This window comes from Micromonospora polyrhachis (genome assembly GCF_014203835.1).
Lineage (GTDB): Bacteria > Actinomycetota > Actinomycetes > Mycobacteriales > Micromonosporaceae > Micromonospora_H > Micromonospora_H polyrhachis.
This window is the reverse complement of record NZ_JACHJW010000001.1, coordinates 2,381,925-2,403,536: the sequence shown is the minus strand read 5'-3', so window position 1 is coordinate 2,403,536 and position 21,612 is coordinate 2,381,925. Positions and strand designations below refer to the sequence as shown.

Sequence of the window (21,612 nt, the reverse complement as noted above, 5' to 3'; positions counted from 1 at the left end):
CGGCACTGCTCACTCCACATCAGATAGAGCGGCGGTTTGGCGTACGTTGGCGAATCGCCGATTCGGTGGGAGCTTTTGACGAGAGTTGGGATTCCGGCTCGGATTCCGCGCCGGAATCCGTTCCGAATAGCGGATCATGAACCGTGTCGCCGTCGGTGGCGGGCGCTGCGTCTTGGCCGCGCAATGGTTGGAGCGGCCGGTGTGGGATCGGTTCGTAGTCGCCGCTGTAGGTCATGGTGGGTCGCCTCCGGGAAAGTGGCTGGGGCGGGGCCATCACGTTGGTCGGGTGGGAAGGCCGCGATGGCCCCGCGCCGGATGCGTTTCTGACGTGGCCTTGCCGGACCACCACATCCGATAGAGACATGTTGGTATCCGAACCGCTACTCTCGGAATACCTCATTGCCGTCCGCGCAGTTCTGGTGCCTATGCGTGTGTGATCGGAATTCGGCACGGCAAATCCGGGGAGAATTTGGGTAGAGTCTGGGGGATCGATGAGCGTAGCAATGGAGTACATTCTGGGGGAGTTACGGCTTGCGCGTACCTCACGAGGTCTCAGTCAGGAGGAGTTCGGCAAACTGATCCGATTTTCGGCGTCCCACGTCAGCAGTGTGGAAACCGGGCAGCGGTCGCCCACCTTGTCCTACATGGAGGCCGTGGACGCGGGCCTCCAGACCGGGGGGCTCTTCCTGCGGATGCTCAAGAAACTGGGGGCGTTGGAGGCGACGCCAATCTGGTTGCGTGAGTGGATCATCTTCGAGCGTCAGGCGACCACCCTGCGCTGGTTCGAGCCGTTGGTCATTCCGGGGCTGTTTCAGACCGAGGCCTACGCACGGGCGACCCTGGCCGGCGGCCGGTTCACCGCCGAGGAGGTCGAGCAGCAGCTCGCGGCTCGACTGGAACGCCAGGCGATCCTGGACCGGGACAGCCCGCCGCATTTCATCGCCGTGATCGACGAGGCGATCTTGCGCCGGCCGGTGCCGGAGCATCCAGGGCTGATGGCCGAGCAATTGGAACGGCTGGTGACAGACGCGGAGCGGGAGAACGTCCAACTGCATGTCGTGCCGGCCGAGGGGATCTATCTCGGGTTCGCTGGTCAATTCATCATCGCCGAACTGGCCGACGGCGGCCGGGTCGCCTATGCGGACAACCAGCTCCGCGCACAGATCATGGACGATTCGATGGACATTGCTAGACTCGCCAAGACGTGGGAGGCGATCCGCTCCATCGCGCTTCCCCGCCGCCAGTCAATCGACTTGATCAAGGAGGTGGCGAAGACATGGACATGACCGTCGCCAAGTGGCGCAAGTCGACCCGCTCCAGCGGCAACGGCGGGGCATGTGTGGAGGTCGCCGACAACCTGCCCGGTGTGGTCCTGGTGCGGGACACCAAGGACCGGGACGGCGGCACCCTGACCTTCGGTCCGGCCGCCTGGCGGGCCTTCGTCGGCTTCGCCAAGCAGTCCTGACGACAGACTTCCGACGCGTCCCCGCATCGTGCCGATGCGGGGGCGTTGTCGTTGCTGCTCCGGTCGACGCCCGGATCGCGGCATGAGCGCGCATCGGACTGCGCGGCAGGGGTAGTGGTGGCTCCGCCTCCATGGCAGGCTCGTGCTTTCGACCTTGGAGTACATGTCTAGGAGGCAGCCTGGTGAAGGCCGGCCACTACGACAGTTTCGCCGAGTGCTACTCCGCGGATAACGAAGTCAACCTCATCAACGGCTACTACGAGCGGCCCGCGATGATCGGACTCGCCGGGGATGTGAACGGTCGGCGAATCCTCGATGCCGGCTGCGGTTCAGGTCCCTTGTCTGCGGCTCTTCGCGAACGAGGGGCCATCGTGACCGGCTTCGACTCCAGTCCCGCCATGGTCGAGCTGGCCCAACGGCGGCTGGGCGAGGACGTCACACTGCTGGTAGCCGACCTCAGTAAGCCGCTTCCCTTCGCCGACGGTGCGTTCGACGACGTCGTCGTCTCCCTGGTCCTGCACTACCTGCAGGACTGGGCTGCACCCTTGGCTGAGCTGCGACGGATCCTGAGGCCAGGGGGCCGGCTCTTCCTGTCCCTGAACCACCCGATCACCTACCCGACGGTGCACCCGGGCTCCGACTACTTCGCCCTCGCGCGCTGGACAGACGAGTACACGTTCGACGGTCACCGCACGGAGCTGACCTTCTGGCACCGGCCGCTGCACGCGATGACGAAGGCGTTCACCGACGCGGGCTTCCGCATCTCGGTCATCAGCGAACCCCCCATCTCTCCCGAGACTCCGCGCGAACTCCTGCCCCCACAACTCGGGGACCGCACGTCGTTCCTCTGCTTCATCTTCTTTGTCCTCGAAGCGCACTGAGACCGGGCCGGTCAGAGCGGCGTACGGAACGTGATGGTCGATGGCGAGCCGTAGCGCACACGACTGAGATGATCGTGGCCATGTGGTTGGAGTCTCGGTGACGGTTACATCGGATCGCGGAGCGGCGCCGGTACACGGTTCATTGGCGGTCTATCCCGGTACGTTCGATCCGTTCACCCCGGGGCACCGCGACCTGGTGGCCCGGGCCCGGGTGGTTTTCGACCGGATCATCGTGTTGTTGGCGGTGAACGCCGACAAGCGGCCGACGGCCGAGGCCACGACCAGGGCCGTACTCGTGCGCGACGCCATGCCGGCGGCCTGGGGCAATGTCGAGGTGGACACCTGGACCGGCCTGACCACTGCCTACTGCCTGCGCCGCGGTGCCACGGTCATCGTCCGTGGCGTACGCACGGCCGTGGATCTTCACTACGAGTACCAGCTTGCTGCGATGAACGAGAAACTCGGCATTCAGACCGTCTGGCTGCCGGCCCGTCCGCAGCTGGCCGCGACCTCGTCCACGGTCGCCCGCGCATACCGCTCGGCACAGTCAGCCCGTCCGTCCCTGAACGCTGACGACTGAGGCCCAGGCGTACCGGAACGGTGGCAACGCCTTGAGGTGTGGTGCTCTCTCGGAGGCGGGCCATGCGGACGCGTACAAGCTGTGGGTGCTTGTTGGTGGCTACGCTGCCCCGATGGTGGAGGCTGAGAGCGGAACCGCGTTTAGGCGGTTGTTGGCGCGCCGGTGGCTGGAGGTCGCCGTGACAGCGGGTGCTCTGCGGCCGGAACTCGACGCCGTGCTTAGCGGCGGCGTGGCCAGTTCTTCGTTGGTGCGGCGGCTGGCACCGACGCTCGGGATGCATACGGCGGATTTGTTTGTGGTCGCCGGGCTCGATTTGCCGCAAGATCTGGTGGCTGCCAGCGGTACCGGGCCTTGGCATGTCGGGACGGTACTGGAAATGGCGGCCAAGTCGGCGCAGCAGTCACTGCGCCAGTTGCACGAGTTCGTCCGGTCGCTCCCCGAGCATCCGCCGGTGTGGCCGCCTGCACCACCGCATCACAGCTACCCGCTGGGCCCTGGCGAGATCATGTTGCGGCTACTGCTGAACCGCAACATCAGGCCGTACAGCCCGAAGGTGTTGTACTTAATCGGCGACGGGCCGGTGGTGTCGTACTCCACGATGGCGATGCTGGGACCCGGCCGAACGCGGCTGACACCGCAGTATGTGACCGCGTTCGCCACCGTCCTGGGTATCCCGGACGACGACCTGGCCGCCGTTGCCGGGGTTGCTGCAGCCACTGATCCACGACTGCACCGCAACCACGTTGAACTTGCCCGGTTGGCCTGGGATGCCCGGCGGCTGACCAGCGAGCAACTGTCTGAGGTGCTCGACCTGGCCAGGCGTTTGCGGTAGCTTCCCGCAGCAGTTGATAGCCGACGGCCAGGAAACCCCCACGCATCGTGCCGATGGCCATCGCGGTCAGGAACGGGCGCGGCGGCCGTCGCCAGAACACCCGGCGAGCCGGCGGATCGGTGGCCCGAGTGCGAGCAGGGCGTTGACGGGCGACCCGGCTGGCGGTGATGCCCCGTCCGATCCTGGTAGAAATGCCGGATGGATGTCGATCGGGTGGCGGTACGGGAACAGGCCGAGGCGGTGCTGCGCCGGTTGGCAGGCGAACAGGCCCGGCTGCGGGAGGACCAGTGGCGGGCCATCGAGGCGCTGGTGGTCGACAAGCGGCGGGTGCTCTGCGTGCAACGTACCGGTTGGGGAAAGTCGGCGGTCTACTTCGTGGCCACCGCCCTGCTCCGTGCCCTCGACGCCGGTCCGGACGACCGGTCCGCCGGAACCGGACCGACGGTCATCGTCTCGCCGCTGCTGGCGCTCATGCGTAACCAGGTCGAGTCGGCGGCCCGAGCCGGCATCCGCGCCCGCACCATCAACTCGGCGAACCTGGACGAGTGGGACGAGATCACCGGGGAGATCCACGCCGGCAGGGTCGACGTACTGCTGATCAGCCCGGAACGGCTCAACAATCCGGACTTTCGGGACAGCGTCCTGCCCCAGTTGGCGGCCACCACCGGGCTGCTCGTGGTCGACGAGGCGCATTGCGTATCTGACTGGGGGCACGACTTCCGGCCGGACTACCGCCGGCTACGCACGTTCCTGGCCAACCTGCCGGCCGGCACCCCGGTACTGGCCACCACCGCCACCGCCAACAGCCGGGTCACCGCCGACGTCGCCGAACAGCTCAGCACCGAGACCCGCACCGTCGGCGCTCCGGTCGACGATCCTGGTGCCCAGCTCAGCGACGCCCTGGTCCTGCGCGGTCCGCTCGACCGCGAGTCGTTGCGGCTGGCCGTCCTCGATCTGCCCAGCCCGGCCCACCGGCTCGGCTGGCTTGCCGACCACCTCGACCAGCTTCCCGGCTCGGGCATCATCTACACCCTGACCGTCGCGGCGGCGGGGGAGACGGCCGAGTTCCTGCGCTCCCGGGGCTACAGTGTGGCCTCCTACACCGGCCAGGATGACGACGCCGACCGGCGGGCCGCCGAACAGGACCTGCTCGACAACAAGATCAAGGCGCTGGTGGCCACCTCGGCGCTGGGGATGGGTTTCGACAAGCCCGACCTGGGTTTCGTGGTGCATTTGGGCGCACCCTCCTCCCCGATCGCGTACTACCAGCAGGTCGGCCGAGCCGGACGGGCGGTCGAGCACGCCGAGGTGCTGCTCCTGCCCGGGGTCGAGGACCAGGCGATCTGGCGCTACTTCGCCTCGCTGGCGTTCCCGCCGGAACACCAGGTGCGGGCCGTGCTCGACGCGCTCCCCGAGGACCGTCCATTGTCGACAGCCGCCCTCGAACCGATCGTCGACCTGCGCCGTACCCGACTCGAACTGATGCTCAAGGTCCTCGACGTCGACGGCGCGGTCCGCCGGGTGCGCGGCGGCTGGCTCGCCACCGGCGAGCCGTGGCACTACGACGCCGAGCGGTTGCGGCGCGTCGCCCAGGCGCGCACCGCCGAGCAGCAGGCCATGCGGGAGTACGCCGCAACGACCGGCTGCCGGATGGAGTTCCTGCGCCGATGCCTGGACGATGACGGGGCCACCCGCTGCGGTCGGTGTGACCGCTGTGCCGGACCGCAGTACGACGCCGACGTGTCGGCCCCGGCCCTCGCCGCCGCGCAGGCGTTCCTCGGTCGCCCCGGGTCCGAGATCATGCCGAAGAAGATGTGGCCCACCGGACTGGCGACGGTCGGCGTGTCCCTGCGCGGGAAGATCAGCCCGGACGAGCAGGCGCTGCCGGGGCGGGCCGTCGGGCGCCTCTCCGACCTCGGCTGGGGTGGGCGACTGCGTACCCTGGTCGGCCCGGAAGCGGCCGACGGGCCGGTGCCGGACGACGTGGCCGGCGCGGTGATCGAGGTGCTGAAGGCGTGGGCCCACGGCGATGACCGGTGGGCGCAGCGGCCGGTCGGGGTGGTCGCCGTCGGGTCGGCCCACCGGCCCCGGCTGGTACGTAGCCTGGCCGAACGGATCGCCACCGTCGGCCGGCTGCCCCTGCTCGGGGAGGTGCCGGCTCGGGATTCGGCCGCGCGGGACGGCGGGGCGCGGGGCAACAGCGCCCAGCGGGTACGCGCGCTGCACGACGCCTTCGTCATTCCGGACGAGTTGGTGGCCGCCCTGTCTGGCGTGACCGGTCCGGTGCTGCTCGTCGACGACCTGGTCGACTCGGGCTGGACCATGACCATGGTGTCCCGGCTGCTGCGTCAGGCCGGCGCGCCGGGCGTGCTGCCACTGGCCCTGGCGATCGCCGGCTGACCGGCCCGACCGGAGTACCCGGGTCACACCACCTGCGTCAGAAGGGGCTGTCCAGCGCTGGACAGCCCCTTCTGACGTCGCTCGGTCAGCGGGGTCGGCCGTAGCCGTGTACGGGTTGGAAGTCGGTCTTGTCGACTCGTACCTGCTTGCCGGGCCGGGGAGAGTGGATCACCTTGTCGTTCCCCACGTAGATCCCGACGTGTCCGATGTGACGGTAGTAGAAGACCAGATCACCAGGGCGGAGTGCGGCCCGGTTGATCCGGGTCACCACCCGCCACTGCTGCGCGGCGTTGTGGGGCAGTTTCACCCCGACCGTCGCCCAGGCAGCCAGGGTCAGCCCGGAGCAGTCGTAACCGTTCGGGCCCGAGCCGGCCCAGCGGTAGTTCTTGCCCAGTTGCGCGTAGGCGAACCGGACCACCCGTGCGCCGGCCGGGGGCGGGGCGGGGGCCCGTTCGGTCCCCGGCTCGGTAACCGGTGGCGCGCCCCCCTGCTCCGCGCGGAGCCGGTTCAGCCGGCTGATCTCGGCCTCGATCTGTTGGTTCCGTACGGCGAGTTGCTGCTCACGGGCGCGTTGTAGGACGATTTCGTCCCGTACCACGCGGTGGTCCGCGAGTAGCCGTTCGGTGGTTCGGGACAGATCCGAGACGACTTCTTCCGGCCGGCGGTCCAGTCGCTCCAGGGTCAGCAGCGGATCCACCCGGTTGGTGTTCGACCGGGCCCCGGCCAGGTTGGCCATCGGATTGGTTCCCCGGCTGCGGTGGGTCACCGCGATCCGCCCGATCTGGTCGCGTTGGGCCTTGAGCCGATACTCCAGGGCGACCAGTTGATCGGTGAGGGCCGCGATGCGGGCGCGGGTGTAGCGCAGTTCCTCCTGTAGGTCGGTGTGCTCCTCGACGAGTTTTTCCAGGCCGTCCGCGGAGGCGGCGACCCGTTCCGGACCCGGTTCGTCCGGTGGTTCGGCGAGAGCGGGGACAGGTACGAGCGCGAGGGCCACGGTCACCCCGGCTGCCAGAGTGGCAGCGCGGCGCGGCAAGGTGGTTGTCGGCACGATCGGTACAACGATTTATGTCCGTCAAAGGCTACGTGAGCAGGAAATGAATGAATGTCAATACGGCAGGGGGGTATCCTCGACGTGATGGTGCCGGTTTGCCATGGTCGTCGGGGTGCGCGTTGTCGTGTACTCGGTCATTCAGGGAGTTTGTGCTAAATGTCCGCTAAGCAGATCCGGTCGGGCCTGGACCTCGGCTCGCTCCGCCTGGCACTGGTGCTGGGTGGTCTGGTGCTCGCCCTGCTGGCGGGCTTCGCCATCGGCCGGATCGACACCGGAGCCGCCCCGGCAGCCGGCGGTTCGGTTGGCGGCACCGCCGACGACGGCCACCTCCACCCGCCCGGCACCGCACCACACGAGCACGCCGGCAACGGCACGACGGGCAGCGCAGCCGACAGCGCGGTGGGCGGGCTGTCGCTCAGCGCGGGCGGGTTCACCCTGGTGCCTAGCACGACTTCGTATCCGGTCGGCCGGCAGCAGGATCTCCGCTTCCAGGTGCGGCGTGCCGATCGTACGGCGGTGACCGACTTCGCGGTCGTGCACGAGAAGCCGATGCATCTGATCGTCGTACGCCGGGACCTCTCCGGCTTCCAGCACCTGCACCCGAGCATGGCCCCCGACGGCACCTGGAGCATTCCGCTGACCCTGCCCGAGGCGGGCATCTGGCGGGCGTACGCCGACTTCACCGCCCGGGACGACGCGGGCCGGGAGACGGCGTCGACCCTCGGCGTCGACCTGGTGGCCGCTGGGGACTACGCGCCCCGGCCGTTGCCCGTCGCCGTCCGGGAGGCCACCGTCGACGGCTTCACCGTCACCTACGAGGGCACCCCACAGGTCGACGCGACCCAGCCGCTGCTGTTCCGGGTCTTCCAGGACGGCAGCCCGGTCGGCGGGATCGAGCGCTACCTCGGCGCGTACGGGCACCTGGTGGCGCTGCGTCAGGGCGACCTCGGCTACGTGCACGTCCATCCGGAGGAGCAGTTGGTCGGCGGCGCGGTCAAGTTCTGGCTGTCGGTGCCGAGCCCCGGTAGCTACCGCCTCTTCTTCGACTTCCAGGTGGCCGGTGTCGTCCGGACCGCCGAGTTCACACTGACGGTGCCCTGACCGTACGTGTCGAGCCGGGCCGCGCCGTCCGTGTCGAGGCGGGCTGCGTCGTACGTGTCGAGGCGGGCTGCGTCGTACGTGTCGAATCGGGTCGTCGGGCCAGATGGCGCAACATGTCGCGGATCAGCTGCTTCTCTGCGACCGGTACGGCTGGGTCGGCCAGCCGAGCCATGATCGTCCGCACATCGGCCGCCACCGAACTGGCGTCCTCGGCGGCGGCCCGGCGGCGGTCCGACTGGCCGACGGGTAACGCGTCGGGCAGGCCCAGCGCCCAGAAGGCGGCGACAACGGGCACGTCCAGGGCCTCGCAGAAGCCGCGCACCTTGGCCAACTCCGGATAGTCGTGCCAGTCGCCGGCCAACCAGCGGAACACCGTGGAACGCCCCACCCGGGTGTGCGCGGCCAGATCGGTGACGGTCCAGCCGCGCTCGTCCCGAGCATGGTCAACGACCTGCCGTACGAATTGGGAGAACGCCGCCTGTGGTGACTCGTCGGCGGCCTTCATCGCACCCAGGGGACGACCTCTTCCTGACAGATCACGGCGGGTTGGGCTAGAGCGTAGTCCGGTGCGATGGATTCGGCTGTGCAACCTGTTGGTCCCGTAGACGAGACTGACTACTGTGGATGCCACCGTTGGTCGTCGGCCCCGTGCGCGGCCCCTCCCGGTCGGCCCCGACGGTGCACGGGCCGGTTCGCCGGTGCGGCAGTGGTGTCCCGCTGGCGAGGGGGCAGCGGGACACCGGGCCAGTGGCCGATCAGGCTCGATCCGCCGGGACAGACCCTTCCGACCTGGGCTGCACCGACTCCTCGGCCGCGCCCAGCAGGGTCAGCAGTCGTGGTGTGACCTGCCATTGCGTCACCAGCCGTCGGTATTCGTCCCGTTGCTGCCCGGTCGGTGGCGAGTCGGTGCGCCGGGCCCGCAGCAGCAGATTGCGGGGGGTGTGGCGGGAGTCGACGAACTCGACCACCTCGACCCGGTAACCGTGCAACCGCAGCAGCGCCGCACGCAGCGCATCGGTGAGTACGTCGGCGAAGCGCTCGCGCAGGATGCCCTGTCGGGTGAGCAACTGGTATGGCTCGGGTGGTGGCCGGTCGCGCAACTGCGCCGCGAGGTCGTGGTGGCAGCAGGGGGCGGCCAGCACCCAACGGGCCCCCCAGCGCACCGCCCGGGCCAGCGCCTCGTCGGTGGCCGTGTCGCAGGCGTGCAGCGCGAGCACCAGGTCGGGAGCCGGGTCGACGACGGCGTCCAGGATCGTGCCGGCCACGAACCGTACCCGACCGGCGCAGCCCAGTTCCGTGGCCAGTTCGGTGTTGCGCCGCCGCTGGTCCTCGCGTACGTCTACCCCGACCAGGTCCACCTCGATGCCCCGGTCGGACAGGTAGCGGAACGCCGCGAACGTCAGGTAGGCGTTTCCACAGCCGAGGTCCACCACCCGCAGTGGCCCGGTCAGGTCGTCGGGCAACGTGGCCGCCAACGCCCGCAGGAACGCGTCGACCTGACGGCGCTTTGCGGCACTGCCACCGATCGCGGCGAAGAGCGGATCACCCGGGTCGAGCAGGTAGTCCTTCTCCCGGTCGTGCCCGGCTGGCGGCGCTGCCGGCCGGGTGGCAGCCGCCCGGTGCACCTGCGCGTCGCCCTTCTTGGTCACCCGTACCTGCATGGTGGTGTCCGTGGTCTCCACATGCCAGTTGCCGAACGGCTCGGCCAGCAGAGCGTCGACCGCCACCTCCGCCTCCGGCCCCGGCACCACGTTGCGGGTGTACGGCCGGCTACCGTCGGAGCTGACGATCTGTAGCCGAGAACCGCCCTTGAGGGCTACCGGCCGCAGTTCGGCGCGTACGACCGAGGGGAGCCGCCCCCGGCGTCGGCCGGCGGCCACGGCCCGGGTCAGCCCCGGATCGAGCAGTAGGGCGCGCACCTCGGCGAGCACCACATCCAGCGGTTCCGGCATGTCGACATTCTGCGCCGCCGCAGATCAGCGGTGGTCGTCGGGGCGTCCGGCGAAAATGCCGACCACGTACGGCGATTCGCTCGTGGGGTCCTGGTTCGTGACGGTCGACGGTGGCCACGATGGCGGGCGGTGTCCGCGAGCAACGTGTCCGGGGCCATCGGGACGCCGGCGATGGCCCCGATCAGCCCGGTGAGGACAGTGTGCTGGCAGGAGTGGTCTTGGATCCGGGCGGCAGTTTGGTCGGTCGGTCGGTTGCCGTCCGCGCCCGCCTCGACGAGCGCGGCGACCTCACCTGTCCGATCCTTCATCGACCGCCAACCGGTCCCGACACCATCGGGTGTGTCCAGGGCTCAGACGTCGGCTGCCGGTGCGTCCGAGGCGGCGGCGGCGGACTCGCCGCGGGACCCACGGCCGCCGCGACGGCGGCGACGCCGGGTCCGAGCCTTCGCCTCCTCCGTCGCCCCGCCGGGCTCGTCGCCGGCCACCCGGCTCGCCTCGGTGGGGACTGCTTCACCGGCACCTGCCTCGCCGGCCTCGGCGCCGCTGACGAGTTGACCGGCCCGGCGCCGACGCCGCTGGCGCGGCGGGCGGCTGACCTCCGACGGCTCCTCGGTGCCGGAGTCGGAGTCGGTGGTGCTGCCGGTGCCACCGTCCGGGCCCCGGCGACGGGACTGTCGGCCCCGGCCGGGACCTTCCGTACGCCGCCCGCTGCCCCGGGACCGTCCGCCCAGGTCCTCCTCGACCTCGGCGGCGAGCCCGGCGCGGGTGCGCTCGGCGGTCGGCAGGGTGCCGGCGACGTCGGTCGGAATGTTCAGATCGGTGTAGAGGTGCGCGGAGGTGTGGTACGTCTCCGGCGGCTCGGGCATCTCCAGCCCCAGCGTCTTGTCGATGATCCGCCAGCGCGGCATGTCGTCCCAGTCGACGAAGGTCACCGCCACGCCGCTCGCGCCGGCTCGACCGGTCCGGCCGATCCGGTGCGTGTAGGTGTCCTGGTCCTCTGGGCAGTCGTAGTTGACGACGTGGGTGACGCCGGTGACGTCCAGCCCTCGGGCCGCCACGTCGGTGGCGACCAGGATGTCGATCTTTCCGGCTCGGAAGGCGCGCAGTGCCCGCTCCCGCGCACCCTGCCCGAGATCCCCGTGTACGGCCGCCACGGCGAAGCCGCGGAAGTCGAGGTCCTCGGCGACCCGGTCGGCGGCCCGCTTGGTACGAGTGAAGATCATCGTCAGGCCGCGACCCTCCGCCTGCATGATGCGGGCGACGATCTCGATCTTGTTCAGTGAGTGGGTCCGGTAGACCAGTTGCTGCGTCTGCGGCGACGGTCCGGTCTCCGCGGTGTGGCCCGCGTGGATCGTCACCGGATGGCGCAGGAAACGCCGGGACAGGGCAACGATCGGATCGGGCATCGTGGCCGAGAAGAGCATGGTCTGCCGGTCCTCGGGCAACATCGCCAGAATCTTCTCGACGTCGTCCAGGAAGCCCAGATCGAGCATCCGGTCGGCCTCGTCCAGGACCAGCGCGTGCACCCGGTCGAGGCGTAGTTGCTTCTGCTTGGCCAGGTCCATCAGCCGGCCGGGGGTACCGACCAGGATCTCCACCCCTCGGCGGAGCGCTTCGACCTGTGGCTCGTAGGCCACGCCACCGTAGATCGGCAGGACCCGTACTCCTCGGGTCTTGCCAGCGGCGGCGAGGTCCTTGGCGACCTGGAGACCCAGTTCGCGGGTGGGTACGACGACCAGCGCCTGGGGCAGACCGTCCCCGCCCTCACCCGGGGCGAAGACCCGCTCCAGCAGCGGAATGCCGAAGCCGAGGGTCTTGCCGGTGCCGGTGGGTGCCTGGCCGATCAGGTCGGTGCCGCGCAGCCCGATCGGCAGCGCGTACTCCTGGATGGCGAAGGCGTGGGTGATGCCTACCGCGGCAAGCGCGTCGACGGTCTCCTGGCGCGCGCCGAGGGCGGCAAATGTAGGAGCCTCGGGGCGTACCGGCGCGATGGCGGCCAAATCCTGGCCTGCCGTTTCGTGGTTAATGTCCATTTGGTTGTGGGGGTGCCCTCTCGTGGTGCGCCCCGCCAGTGGAGTAGGGCGCGGTTTTCGGTAATGGCGCGGGCCACACGGCTCGACGGCTGTTGTGCCGGGGTCGAACCGGGCCGCACGCGCGACGCAGGCAGGAAGTTTGATGAGTTCGTTGGCCTGCGGTAACTGGTCCATGTTACCTGAGCCGGGCAAACGTCGCCCCGGCTCTGATGGAAGACGGTGCGGCGGGGTCCTTCGGTGTGGCATTGGCCACATCTTGGCCAAGCATTCGCCCAGTACGCCGACCGGCACCCTCTCGACCGGTCCGGGCGGTAATCTGCGGGCGTGTCCGCCCCCACCGAACCCGCCGAGTCAGCACCTGTCGAGCGTGCCCCGGGTGCCACGATCAGCCCGAGAACCGCACCGTCACCACCCGGCGACGCGTCACTGTCCGACACCGTCCCGGAGTCGATCGATGCCGTCGTCGACCTGCTCGGCCTGGTCGCCTACGGCGAACTGCTGGCCTTCGATCGGATGGCAGCCGATGCCCGACTCGCGCCCGACCTGCGGCGGCGGGCCGCCCTCAGTGAGATGGCGGCGGTGGAGATCACCAACTACCGCCGGCTCGCCGACCGGTTGGTTCAGTTGAGGGTCTCCCCGGACGACGCGATGACGCCATACGTGACGGCGCTCCAGGCGTACCACGACTCGACCGAGCCGAAGGACTGGTTGGAGGCGGTGACCAAGGCGTACGTCGGCGATGCGATCGCGGACGACTTCTTCCGGGAAGTGGCCGGATTCCTCACCGGACCCGACCGGCAACTGGTCCTCGACGTCCTGCACGACACCCGCTACGACGACTTCGCCGGGCAGGAGATCCGGGCTGCGATCGCCGCCGACCCGAAGGTGGCCAACCGGCTGTCCATGTGGGCCCGACGCCTGGTTGGTGAAGGGCTGTCGCAGGCGGGGCGGGTGGCAGGTGACCGGACCGCCCTGGCCACCCTGATCGTGACCGGCTCCAGCGACCAGACCGGGGTGCAGGAACTCTTCCGGCGGCTCACCGCCGCACACACCACCCGGATGACGGCGGTGGGCCTGAACAACTGATTCAGGCCCACCGGCTGTCTGATCCGGCCAACCGGTCGAAGTCGTTCGCTACCGGTTGGCGCCGTTCCCTGTCGGCCGGGTACGTCAGGTGCACCCGACCGGAGCCGTTCCAGCGAACGGCGAACCCGACCGGAGCCGTTCAGCGAACGGTGAACCCGACCGCACGCGGAGCCGCCTCGGCGATCTCGACATAGGCGAGCTTGTCGACCGGCACGATCACCCGCCGGCCCTTTTCGTCGGTCAGGGTCAGGGTGCTGGCCCCGGAGAGTGCCTCGGTCACGATCTGCTCGATCTCAGCCGGTGACTGCGCGCTCTCCATAACCAGCTCGCGGGGCGCGTACTGCACGCCGATCTTGACCTCCACGGGGGCCTCCTCACCTGGACGGAAAACTGCGCCGTTGAAGGCTAGCCGATCAGTGGTGGCAACCGTCAGGCTGACTCGCCCTGCAACGGGAAGCCCGCTATGCCACGCCAGGCGAGCGCGGTCAGCAGGCCCTCCGCCTCGGCCTTGGGGACCTTGCGGCCTCCGGCGAGCCAGAACTGGGCGGCCGTCTCCGCCGCGCCGACCAATCCGGAGGCCAGCAGCTCGGCACTGGGCCGGTTTACACCGGTGTCCGAAATGATGGTATCCGTGATGGCGGCGATGCATCCCTGTTCGACGCGTTCGACCCGCTCCCGTACCGCCGGCTCGTTGCGCAGGTCCGATTCGAAGACCAGGCGGAACGCCTCGCTCTTGTGATCCACGAAGTCGAAGTAGGCGCGGACCGCCCCGCTGACCCGTTCCTTGTTGTCGTTCGTCGCCTGCATCGCCTCGTGCACCTTGCCCACGATGGCGTCGCAGTGAGTGTCCAGGAGTGCCAGATACAGTTCCAGCTTGCCGGGAAAGTGCTGGTAGAGCACCGGCTTGGAAACGCCGGCTCGCTCGGCGATGTCGTCCATCGCGGCAGCGTGGTAGCCCTGCGCGACGAACACCTCCTGCGCCGCCGCCAGCAGCTGCTTGCGCCGTGCCGATCGGGGCAGGCGAGTGGGTCGGCCGGCCGTCTGTGCACCGTTGCCCGCTGCCGTCATGGGCACCTCCAAGTTCGCTTACGCGGGACCGACCTTTCGCCAGCACCGATCGTGCCGGCTGTCCGATCGCCGAAATAGCCCGCCGCTGTAACTTATCGCCACTGTCACCACACGGTAGCCTCAGCGGGGGCGACCAAGGAGCGCACGGTGGACGAAACAGGGCAACCCGGGGTTGCCGGATCCGGTGAGAATGGCAACGGGACAGAACCAGAAGGGGATCCGACCCGACTGTCCAACGGTTGGGCCCCGGGTGGCGCGGCGTGGTCCGAGCCGGTCGCGACCGACGGTCCCGACGCCGATTCGACCCGGTCCCAGCGGCGGGAGGCGGGCGAGCCCCAGCCCGTACCGGCCTGGGCGGAGCGGTCGACGCGCTATTCCCACCTACCGACACTGCCGACGGTCGCGCAGCGGCCAGCCACCAACGGACACCAACCAATCAACGGCGTCGGCCATGCAGGTCAGCAGGCGGCGAATGGGGTCGGCCATGCTGGTCAGCAGGCGGCGAATGGGGTCGGCCATGGGGGGCACCAAGCCACCGATCCCGTCGATCAGGGTGGCCAGCAGCCGAGCACCAACGTTGGCCACGGCGAGCGGTACGTGGACGCTCCCGCCGTGGCGCTGCGGGAACCGGTCAGCGCACCGCCCCGTGCGCATGAGGAGTCTGTCGCGAACCACGCCCCGGCCCCTGCCCACGAGCGGTTGGCCTTTCCAGCCCAGCGCCCGGCACCGGTGCCCGACCGTACCGGCCTGTCCGAGTCGCAGCCCGCGATGGAGATGACCGACGAGACCGAGTCGGCCCGGCATGCTCTGGACGACGATCCCGGGCCGCGGGGCGCCAGATCTGGAGGCGTCGGATCGGGCGGAGAGCCCACCCGCTGGCCGGCCAGCCCGGTGCCGGCAGCCGGGGAACCGGCGGGATACCGACAGCCGAGCTACGAGGCTGGACCGCCTGCGGCGCAATCGTCGTACGAGGCTCCGCCAGGCTTCCGGCCGGCAACCGGCTACGGGCCATCGACCTCGCCTGGGCCGGCGAGCAGGCCGGACGGAAGTGCCTGGGAGTCCGACCAGGTCGAGCCCGAGGTGGTGTCCCGGCAGCGGATTCCGGATCAAGGCTGGCAGTCGGACCGCGCCTACCAGCCGCCCGAGCCCTCCGGATGGGTGCCGAGGGCAGTGAGCGAGCAGCCCGGGACCGGGGCGGCAGCGGCCGACGGTTCCCACTCAGGGTGGGCACCGCCCTGGGCGCCGGCCTTTCCACATCCCGCCGTGCCGACGCCTGACTCCGGGCGGCCCGCCGCACCGACGCCTGATCCGGGGCGGGCCGCTGCGTCGTCGCCTGACTCCGGGCGACCCGCCGCGTCGTCGCCTGATCCGGGGCGGGCCGCTGCCGCGCAGCCCGAGACTCCCCGGTTTGCCCAGCCTGCCCGTCGTTCCGGTGACGAATGGGCACCTCGCTGGTCCGAGCCAGTGCCCCCGGCCACCGAGCCCGTAGCGGCCCGATCGGGATATCCGCTCGGTGGTGAGGAGCCGGTCGTCGCGCCGAGGCAGCGCGAGCCGTATCCGCCGTCGAGCGGGGGTAACCGTTACCCGGCCGTACCGCCGGTGCCTGACCAGTTGCCAGTGCCTGACCAGCCGCCGGTGCCTGACCAGTCGCCAGTGCCTGACCAGCCGTCCGGCCCGGCCGATTCGTCGACAGCCGCGTTGCCGCAACGGGTCCCCGCCGAGCCGGATGTACCCACGGTGCCCGAGCCGCCAGCGGTGGAACCCTCGACCGAAGCTCCGGAGCTGGCCCGGATCGCCACACATCTGCGACGGGAGGACGAACCGTCGCAGTTGGAGCGTCCCGAGGGATTCGACGTCGACGCGATCCTCGACGCCGTACGCGATGTCGCCGGGGTGCGGGGTGCGTCCCTGCGGACCACTCCCGCCGGAGCCCACAGTCTGCGACTGGACCTTTCCGACGGTGCCGACCCGGCCGAGGTGAGCCGCCAGGTCGCCCGACTGCTCCAGGAACGGATGGGGCTCGCAGCGGCACCGCAGAACGTACCCGGTCTCTCCGCCCCCGCAGCCGCGCCCTATCGGTCCGCGCCGGAACCACCCGCCACGCCGTACCGTCCCGGACGGATGGAGCGGACCGCCGCACCGTATCGGCCAGCATCGGCTGAACCGCCCGCCCCGGCGACCAGCTACCGGGCCGCACGGTCAGCGGCGGACCGCCGGGAACCGGCCGCTACGAGCGCACCGATCGACCCGTTGGCGAACGTCCCACGTCGCCGTCGTCAGGCCTCCCCCCCACACCAGGGGCGTGCCACCGTCGGGGGACCCTCCGCCAACACCGCCGTTCCCGACCAGGTGACGGCACCGGGCCCCATCGGGACACCCCCGGGCGGGCCACTCACCGCTGGCACGTCGTACTCGGGGGGACAGGTCACCACCACCGAGACAGCACCCTCACGGCCGCTCAACCCGGACGGGCCCCCGGGCCCCCGGGTCGTCATCGACCACGTCCAGGTGAGCACCTTCGGCCTCGACGCCACGGTGGAGGTTCGGGTCGCTGCGGGCGGCCGACGGGCGGCCGGACTGGCTACCGGGCCGGCGGTCGACGGGTACGTACTGCGACTGTGTGCGACCGCTGCCGGCACCGCGATCGACGAACTGCTGGACAGGTCGAGCCGGGTCAGCGAGCGGGGTAGATGCTTCGTGGAGCATGTCGCGGTCATCCCCTTTGGCAACTGCGAGGTGGCCACCGTGGTCGTCCTGCTGGTCTGTGACGGCTGGGTCGAGCAACTCGCCGGCTCGGCGCTCGTCTCCGGCGATCCCCGGCAGGCGGTCGTCCGGGCCACCCTCGCGGCGGTCAATCGACGGTTGGAAGCCCTCCTCGCCTGACCCGCGCGATCCGGATCACATCGGGAGCGTGTGGTGATCATGCAACGTCAGCCACCATGCGGAGCGTCTACCCAAGCGATGCAGAAGCAACCCCCTACCGAACCTCACTCCCATTCGAAACCATCGGCTCAGCGCGCCGCCCGGCGGCACATCCGGTGGAGCGGACTACTGGCCGTGGTCGTACTGCTCCTGGGCGGCGGAGCGGTCCTGCTCTCGGTGACCAACCGGCTTCCGGGCGGCAACGACCAGGCGCATGATGTGGCGCAACCGGCCGACCACAGCGGTGTGCCCGACACCGCCCCCGCCCCGTCCACTGTCGCCACTCCCACGGTCGCCACCCCGACGCCGACGCCAAGTCCCGAGTTGGTGCTTCAGCTCCCCGGAACGGTGCCTGGCACCGGGACCGGGCGATTCGACTACGCCCGGACCGGCGGGCCGGTGTGGGGGCGTTCCGGGACGTTGCAGCGGTTCCGGGTCGCGGTGGAACAGGGCGCGAACGAGGACATCGAGGAGTTCGCTGCGGCGGTCGACCGGGCGTTGGGTGATCCGGCCAGCTGGATCGGCAGCGGCCAGCTACGCCTGCAGCGGGTACCCGACGGGTCGCGTCACGACTTCACCGTCTACCTGGCCACCGCCAGCACCGCTGGCCGGATGTGCCAGGCCGGGTACGTGGACATCCGGCTGAACGGGAAGCCGTACACGTCCTGTCGAGCACCGGGCAGGGTGATCCTCAACCTGGACCGGTGGCGCAAGTCGGTGCCGCACTTCGTCGCCGCCAAGGTGCCGCTGGACCGCTACCGGCTGTACGTGGTGAACCACGAGGTCGGCCACGAGTTGGGCCACGGGCACGAGCGCTGCCCGGGGGCCGGTAGGACCGCTCCGGTCATGATGCAGCAGACCCTTTTCCTCCGGGGCTGTGTCGCCAATCCGTGGCCGTACGTGAACGGGAAGCGGTACGCCGGCCCACCGCTGTGACAGTAGGCGATATCCGGCAATAACCGGATAGTCGGCGCGTCGCTTACTGGTTGTCGCTAGCTGTCGTGACACTCTGTGTGCGCCATGATGACGCATCCGCATCATCCCGCTCGTAGTCGCCCGGGGGCCGAACCGCCGGCCGCGCCGGTGCCGGCCTTCGGGTGGTGGCTGCCGATCGGTCCGGACCCGTTCCGGGCCCGCCGGATGCGACGTCGCCGTCGACGTACGGCGGTGCTGGCCGTCTTGCTCATCGCCGCCGGCCTGGTCGGCGCAGACCTGACCCGGGGTGGGTCCCCGACCCGAACCCCGGGCCGGTCGACCGGTGATCCCACCCCGCTGGGTAGACCAACGCCGCTACTGGGCCTTCCGCCTTTCGGATCGGACCTCGCTGGCGTTCCGCACAACTGGCCCGACCCGATCGACCCGTCCGACGCCGGTTCCGGTGTCGCGCCCACCGGGCCTGTGGTCGGGTCCGCAGGTCCGGGCGGCGGACCTCGGGATCCCGGTGGCGAACCCGGCACCGGGACCGGTCCGCCAGCCTCGGGACGACCGGTGAGCGCCCCCACCGCCGACTACCCCGAGACCGGGCCGGGCACCTTCCGGTACGCCACCGGCCAGCCGCGGGTACGCGGCGTCGCCGGGCCGGTACGCCACTACCGGGTGGCGGTCGAGGACGGGACTGGCCAGCGGGCCGCGACCTTCGCGGCTGCGGTCGACGTGATCCTCGGCGATTCCCGGGGCTGGACCGCCTCCCGCGAGTTGCGGCTGCGCCGGGTTTCCGGCACTTCCGCCGCCGACTTCACCGTCTACCTCGCCACCCCGGCCACCTCGGAACGCATGTGTGCGGCCGGCGGGTTGCAGACCGAGCGGTTCACCTCATGCCAGGTGCCGGGCAAGGTGATCATCAACCTCGCCCGCTGGCTGACCGGAGTGCCGGAGTACGGCGCGGTGCTGGACGTCTACCGGGCGTATGCGGTCAACCACGAGGTGGGGCACGAACTCGGTGCGGGACACGAGGCGTGTCCGGGCGAGGGCCGGCTGGCACCGGTGATGCAACAACAGACGTACGGGTTGTCGGGGTGCCGGGCCAACGGCTGGCCGTACCCGAACGGCCGGCGGTATGCGGGCCCGGCGGTGCAATGACCGGTTCTCGCGAGTGGTGCGGCTGCGGCCGGCGTCGTGCTGCCGCCGCGTACAGAGCCGGCACCGGTGGTCTATTCCCGATCCCGGATGGCGGGCAGGTGTTCCGCCTCATGGTCGATGCGCGGGGTGGCGAGCGACAATGGCCCGACATGCCACACCGTCATGCTCAGCCTGCCGCTGAGCGAGGACCGCAACCGGGGAGTCCACCGTGTCGCTGCCCCCACTCGTCGAGCCCGCCGCCGAGTTGACCGTCGACGAGATCCGCCGCTACTCGCGCCACCTGATCATCCCGGATGTCGGGGTCGAGGGGCAGAAGCGGCTGAAGAACGCCCGGGTGCTCTGTGTCGGGGCCGGTGGCCTCGGATCGCCCGCGCTGATGTACCTCGCCGCCGCCGGGGTCGGCACCCTGGGCATCATCGACTTCGACATCGTCGACGAGTCCAACCTCCAACGCCAGGTCATCCACGGCCAGTCCGACATCGGCCGGCCGAAGGCCGAGTCGGCGGCAGCGACCGTACGGGAGATCAACCCGTTGGTCGACGTGGTGATCCACAACACCGCGCTGGATCGGGACAACGTCCGGGACATCTTCGCCCAGTACGACCTGATCGTCGACGGGACGGACAATTTCGCCACCCGATACATGGTCAACGACGCGGCGGTGCTGCTCGGCAAGCCGTACGTCTGGGGGTCGATCTACCGGTTCGACGGTCAGGCGTCGGTGTTCTGGGCCGAGCACGGCCCCTGCTACCGCTGCCTCTACCCGGAGCCCCCGCCGCCGGGGATGGTGCCCTCCTGTGCCGAGGGCGGCGTGCTCGGTGTGCTCTGTGCCTCGGTCGGCTCGATCCAGGTCACCGAGGCGATCAAGCTGCTTACCGGCGTCGGCGAGCCGTTGGTCGGCCGGCTGATGGTCTACGACGCCCTGGAGATGTCGTACCGGCAGATCAAGGTCCGGAAGGATCCGGCCTGCGCGCTGTGCGGGGAGAACCCCACGGTCACCGACCTGCTGGAGGACTACGACGACTTCTGCGGCGCGGTCTCGCCGGAGGCCGAGGCGGCGGTGGTCGACGCCACCATCACCGCGCAGGAACTGAAGGAGTGGCAGGACAGCGGCAAGGACCATTTCCTGGTGGACGTCCGGGAGCCGGCCGAGTACGAGATCGTCCGCATCCCCGGGGCGACGCTGATCCCCAAGGGCGAGATCCTCTCCGGTGCGGCGCTGGCTCAGCTCCCTCAGGACCGGCAGATCGTGCTGCACTGCAAGTCCGGCGTACGCTCCGCCGAGGCGCTGGCCGCGCTCAAGGCGGCCGGGTTCCGCGACGCCGTACACGTCCAGGGCGGTGTGCTCTCTTGGATCAAGCACATCGATCCGTCGCTGCCCGCGTACTGACGTATTGACGTATTGACGTCAGGAGGGGTCCCTTCTTGTCGCTTTCTGCCCTGGAAGGGGCCCTTCCTGACCGTCAACCACTCCGGCGGTCACCAGCAGACGTAGCCAGGTGTCCTCGTACTGACCCCGGAATCGGCCCTTCCGCACCCGGTGCTCCCGGGCCCCCGGCCACAGGACGGTGTCAACCAGTTCGAGGTATCGGGGGCCCAGCACGAACTCGTCGAAGAAGGTGACGATGTCGGGCGCGAAGATGTGGATCTCCAGATCCTCGTCCGGATGCTCGTAGCAGAACACGTACTCGTCCGGGTCGAAGTGGTAGACGTCACCGTCAGTGAGGTCGAGGTAGATGCCCTCGCCCCTGATTTCGCCGCGCAGCCACCTGGGTACGCTGTGCAGCTCACAGCCGATGGGCAGGTTCGGACCCATCGGATCGTGCGGATCATGGGGATTGGCCTGGAAGACCGCCGCACTGCCCAACTCCGGGGGCGGCTCGAACCGGAAGTTGCTTCCTTCGATCCCGCCGACGATCCGAAACACCTCGAAGGCTGCTTCGGGGATACCGGGGATCGGCTCCAGGGGCGTCCCGTCAGCGAGGAGCACGCCGAATCCGCACTCGGCTTCCACCGTCTTGAGCTGCGCGAAGGTGGCTCGGATGCGGTCGAGCCGCGCCGCCTGTGGTCGGTCGATGACTGTCCCCGCCGCCGACTCGGCCGGCTCCGGGCGCGAGTCGGCGGTCCGCTGATGCGGCGAATGATCGTCCATGTCGGACAGA

The 21,612-nt window shown here is 69.8% G+C and carries 18 protein-coding genes and 1 pseudogene; 12 read left to right on the top strand and 7 right to left on the bottom strand.

From position 1 onward, the window contains the following. The first annotated feature begins 491 nt into the window (after positions 1 to 491). From FHR38_RS10105 to FHR38_RS10080, 6 genes are all read left to right on the top strand, one after another. Positions 492 to 1,286, top strand: a complete 795-nt coding sequence (locus FHR38_RS10105; RefSeq protein ID WP_184534424.1) for a helix-turn-helix domain-containing protein — start codon at positions 492 to 494, stop codon at positions 1,284 to 1,286. Next, entirely contained in the window at positions 1,277 to 1,465 is a 189-nt protein-coding gene (locus tag FHR38_RS10100; protein WP_184534423.1) for a DUF397 domain-containing protein, read from the top strand. The genes FHR38_RS10105 and FHR38_RS10100 overlap by 10 nt, the downstream gene beginning before the upstream one ends. A 182-nt stretch (positions 1,466 to 1,647) precedes the next feature. Further along, the gene (locus tag FHR38_RS10095; RefSeq protein ID WP_312882015.1) at positions 1,648 to 2,346 is read left to right on the top strand and encodes a class I SAM-dependent methyltransferase; all 699 of its coding nucleotides are present in this window, start codon (positions 1,648 to 1,650) and stop codon (positions 2,344 to 2,346) included. Positions 2,347 to 2,443: 97 nt separating this feature from the next. Further along, positions 2,444 to 2,926: a pantetheine-phosphate adenylyltransferase gene (gene coaD, locus FHR38_RS10090; protein ID WP_312882014.1), complete on the top strand. Its 483-nt coding sequence runs from the start codon at positions 2,444 to 2,446 to the stop codon at positions 2,924 to 2,926. A gap of 151 nt (positions 2,927 to 3,077) precedes the next feature. After that, the gene (locus FHR38_RS10085) at positions 3,078 to 3,758 is read left to right on the top strand and encodes a hypothetical protein (protein WP_184534421.1); all 681 of its coding nucleotides are present in this window, start codon (positions 3,078 to 3,080) and stop codon (positions 3,756 to 3,758) included. Between the two features lie 198 nt (positions 3,759 to 3,956). After that, positions 3,957 to 6,158, top strand: coding sequence for a RecQ family ATP-dependent DNA helicase (locus FHR38_RS10080; protein ID WP_184534420.1), 2,202 nt, complete (start codon positions 3,957 to 3,959; stop codon positions 6,156 to 6,158). Between the two features lie 85 nt (positions 6,159 to 6,243). Here FHR38_RS10080 and FHR38_RS10075 read toward each other — a convergent pair whose 3' ends face one another. After that, a complete protein-coding gene (locus FHR38_RS10075; RefSeq protein ID WP_184534419.1) occupies positions 6,244 to 7,206 on the bottom strand; it encodes a C40 family peptidase in 963 nt (320 codons plus the stop codon). A 159-nt stretch (positions 7,207 to 7,365) separates the two neighbouring features. Here FHR38_RS10075 and FHR38_RS10070 point away from each other — a divergent pair, with 159 nt between their 5' ends. Further along, positions 7,366 to 8,310 carry a DUF8832 domain-containing protein gene (locus FHR38_RS10070; protein WP_184534418.1) on the top strand — a complete coding sequence of 315 codons (945 nt, stop codon included), beginning with the start codon at positions 7,366 to 7,368 and terminating at the stop codon, positions 8,308 to 8,310. 88 nt (positions 8,311 to 8,398) lie between these two features. On the opposite strand, the pseudogene FHR38_RS10065 reads toward FHR38_RS10070, so the two are convergent. The 3 genes and pseudogenes from FHR38_RS10065 to FHR38_RS10055 form a co-directional block, all read right to left on the bottom strand. After that, positions 8,399 to 8,815, bottom strand: a pseudogene (locus FHR38_RS10065) (helix-turn-helix domain-containing protein); the annotation flags it as partial. Positions 8,816 to 9,065: 250 nt separating this feature from the next. Continuing rightward, positions 9,066 to 10,262 (bottom strand): class I SAM-dependent methyltransferase, encoded by a 1,197-nt coding sequence (locus FHR38_RS10060; protein WP_184534416.1) that lies wholly within the window; start codon positions 10,260 to 10,262, stop codon positions 9,066 to 9,068. Positions 10,263 to 10,612: 350 nt separating this feature from the next. After that, positions 10,613 to 12,295 carry a DEAD/DEAH box helicase gene (locus tag FHR38_RS10055; protein ID WP_184534415.1) on the bottom strand — a complete coding sequence of 561 codons (1,683 nt, stop codon included), beginning with the start codon at positions 12,293 to 12,295 and terminating at the stop codon, positions 10,613 to 10,615. Positions 12,296 to 12,619: 324 nt separating this feature from the next. Between FHR38_RS10055 and FHR38_RS10050 the strand changes: the two genes are divergently transcribed. After that, positions 12,620 to 13,381: a ferritin-like fold-containing protein gene (locus tag FHR38_RS10050; protein WP_312882013.1), complete on the top strand. Its 762-nt coding sequence runs from the start codon at positions 12,620 to 12,622 to the stop codon at positions 13,379 to 13,381. A gap of 139 nt (positions 13,382 to 13,520) precedes the next feature. Here FHR38_RS10050 and FHR38_RS10045 read toward each other — a convergent pair whose 3' ends face one another. Both FHR38_RS10045 and FHR38_RS10040 read right to left on the bottom strand, forming a co-directional pair. Beyond that, a complete protein-coding gene (locus tag FHR38_RS10045; protein ID WP_184534414.1) occupies positions 13,521 to 13,745 on the bottom strand; it encodes a DUF3107 domain-containing protein in 225 nt (74 codons plus the stop codon). 65 nt (positions 13,746 to 13,810) lie between these two features. Beyond that, the gene (locus FHR38_RS10040) at positions 13,811 to 14,449 is read right to left on the bottom strand and encodes a TetR/AcrR family transcriptional regulator (protein ID WP_184534413.1); all 639 of its coding nucleotides are present in this window, start codon (positions 14,447 to 14,449) and stop codon (positions 13,811 to 13,813) included. A 147-nt stretch (positions 14,450 to 14,596) separates the two neighbouring features. Here FHR38_RS10040 and FHR38_RS10035 point away from each other — a divergent pair, with 147 nt between their 5' ends. The 4 genes from FHR38_RS10035 to moeZ all read left to right on the top strand — a co-directional run bounded on the left by FHR38_RS10035 (position 14,597) and on the right by moeZ (position 20,840). Beyond that, the gene (locus tag FHR38_RS10035) at positions 14,597 to 17,332 is read left to right on the top strand and encodes a hypothetical protein (protein ID WP_184534412.1); all 2,736 of its coding nucleotides are present in this window, start codon (positions 14,597 to 14,599) and stop codon (positions 17,330 to 17,332) included. Positions 17,333 to 17,410: 78 nt separating this feature from the next. Beyond that, positions 17,411 to 18,307: a DUF3152 domain-containing protein gene (locus tag FHR38_RS10030; RefSeq protein WP_184534411.1), complete on the top strand. Its 897-nt coding sequence runs from the start codon at positions 17,411 to 17,413 to the stop codon at positions 18,305 to 18,307. 87 nt (positions 18,308 to 18,394) lie between these two features. After that, on the top strand, positions 18,395 to 19,450 hold the full coding sequence (locus FHR38_RS10025) for a DUF3152 domain-containing protein (RefSeq protein ID WP_246446413.1): 1,056 nt from the start codon (positions 18,395 to 18,397) through the stop codon (positions 19,448 to 19,450). A gap of 208 nt (positions 19,451 to 19,658) precedes the next feature. Beyond that, the gene (gene moeZ / locus FHR38_RS10020) at positions 19,659 to 20,840 is read left to right on the top strand and encodes an adenylyltransferase/sulfurtransferase MoeZ (protein WP_184534410.1); all 1,182 of its coding nucleotides are present in this window, start codon (positions 19,659 to 19,661) and stop codon (positions 20,838 to 20,840) included. An 18-nt stretch (positions 20,841 to 20,858) separates the two neighbouring features. Here the strand turns inward: moeZ and FHR38_RS10015 are convergent, their stop codons facing one another. Beyond that, positions 20,859 to 21,602: a hypothetical protein gene (locus FHR38_RS10015; RefSeq protein ID WP_184534409.1), complete on the bottom strand. Its 744-nt coding sequence runs from the start codon at positions 21,600 to 21,602 to the stop codon at positions 20,859 to 20,861. Between the last annotated feature and the right edge of the window lie 10 nt (positions 21,603 to 21,612).

Excerpts from the sequence above, each read along its gene's own strand:
- FHR38_RS10105 (WP_184534424.1), top strand. The coding sequence starts at position 492 with ATGAGCGTAGCAATGGAGTACATTCTGGGGGAGTTACGGCTTGCGCGT.
- FHR38_RS10100 (WP_184534423.1), top strand. The coding sequence starts at position 1,277 with ATGGACATGACCGTCGCCAAGTGGCGCAAGTCGACCCGCTCCAGCGGC.
- FHR38_RS10080 (WP_184534420.1), top strand. The coding sequence starts at position 3,957 with ATGGATGTCGATCGGGTGGCGGTACGGGAACAGGCCGAGGCGGTGCTG.
- FHR38_RS10070 (WP_184534418.1), top strand. The coding sequence starts at position 7,366 with ATGTCCGCTAAGCAGATCCGGTCGGGCCTGGACCTCGGCTCGCTCCGC.
- FHR38_RS10060 (WP_184534416.1), bottom strand. The coding sequence starts at position 10,262 with ATGCCGGAACCGCTGGATGTGGTGCTCGCCGAGGTGCGCGCCCTACTG.
- FHR38_RS10055 (WP_184534415.1), bottom strand. The coding sequence starts at position 12,295 with ATGGACATTAACCACGAAACGGCAGGCCAGGATTTGGCCGCCATCGCG.
- FHR38_RS10040 (WP_184534413.1), bottom strand. The coding sequence starts at position 14,449 with ATGACGGCAGCGGGCAACGGTGCACAGACGGCCGGCCGACCCACTCGC.
- FHR38_RS10030 (WP_184534411.1), top strand. The coding sequence starts at position 17,411 with ATGCAGAAGCAACCCCCTACCGAACCTCACTCCCATTCGAAACCATCG.
- FHR38_RS10025 (WP_246446413.1), top strand. The coding sequence starts at position 18,395 with ATGACGCATCCGCATCATCCCGCTCGTAGTCGCCCGGGGGCCGAACCG.
- FHR38_RS10015 (WP_184534409.1), bottom strand. The coding sequence starts at position 21,602 with ATGGACGATCATTCGCCGCATCAGCGGACCGCCGACTCGCGCCCGGAG.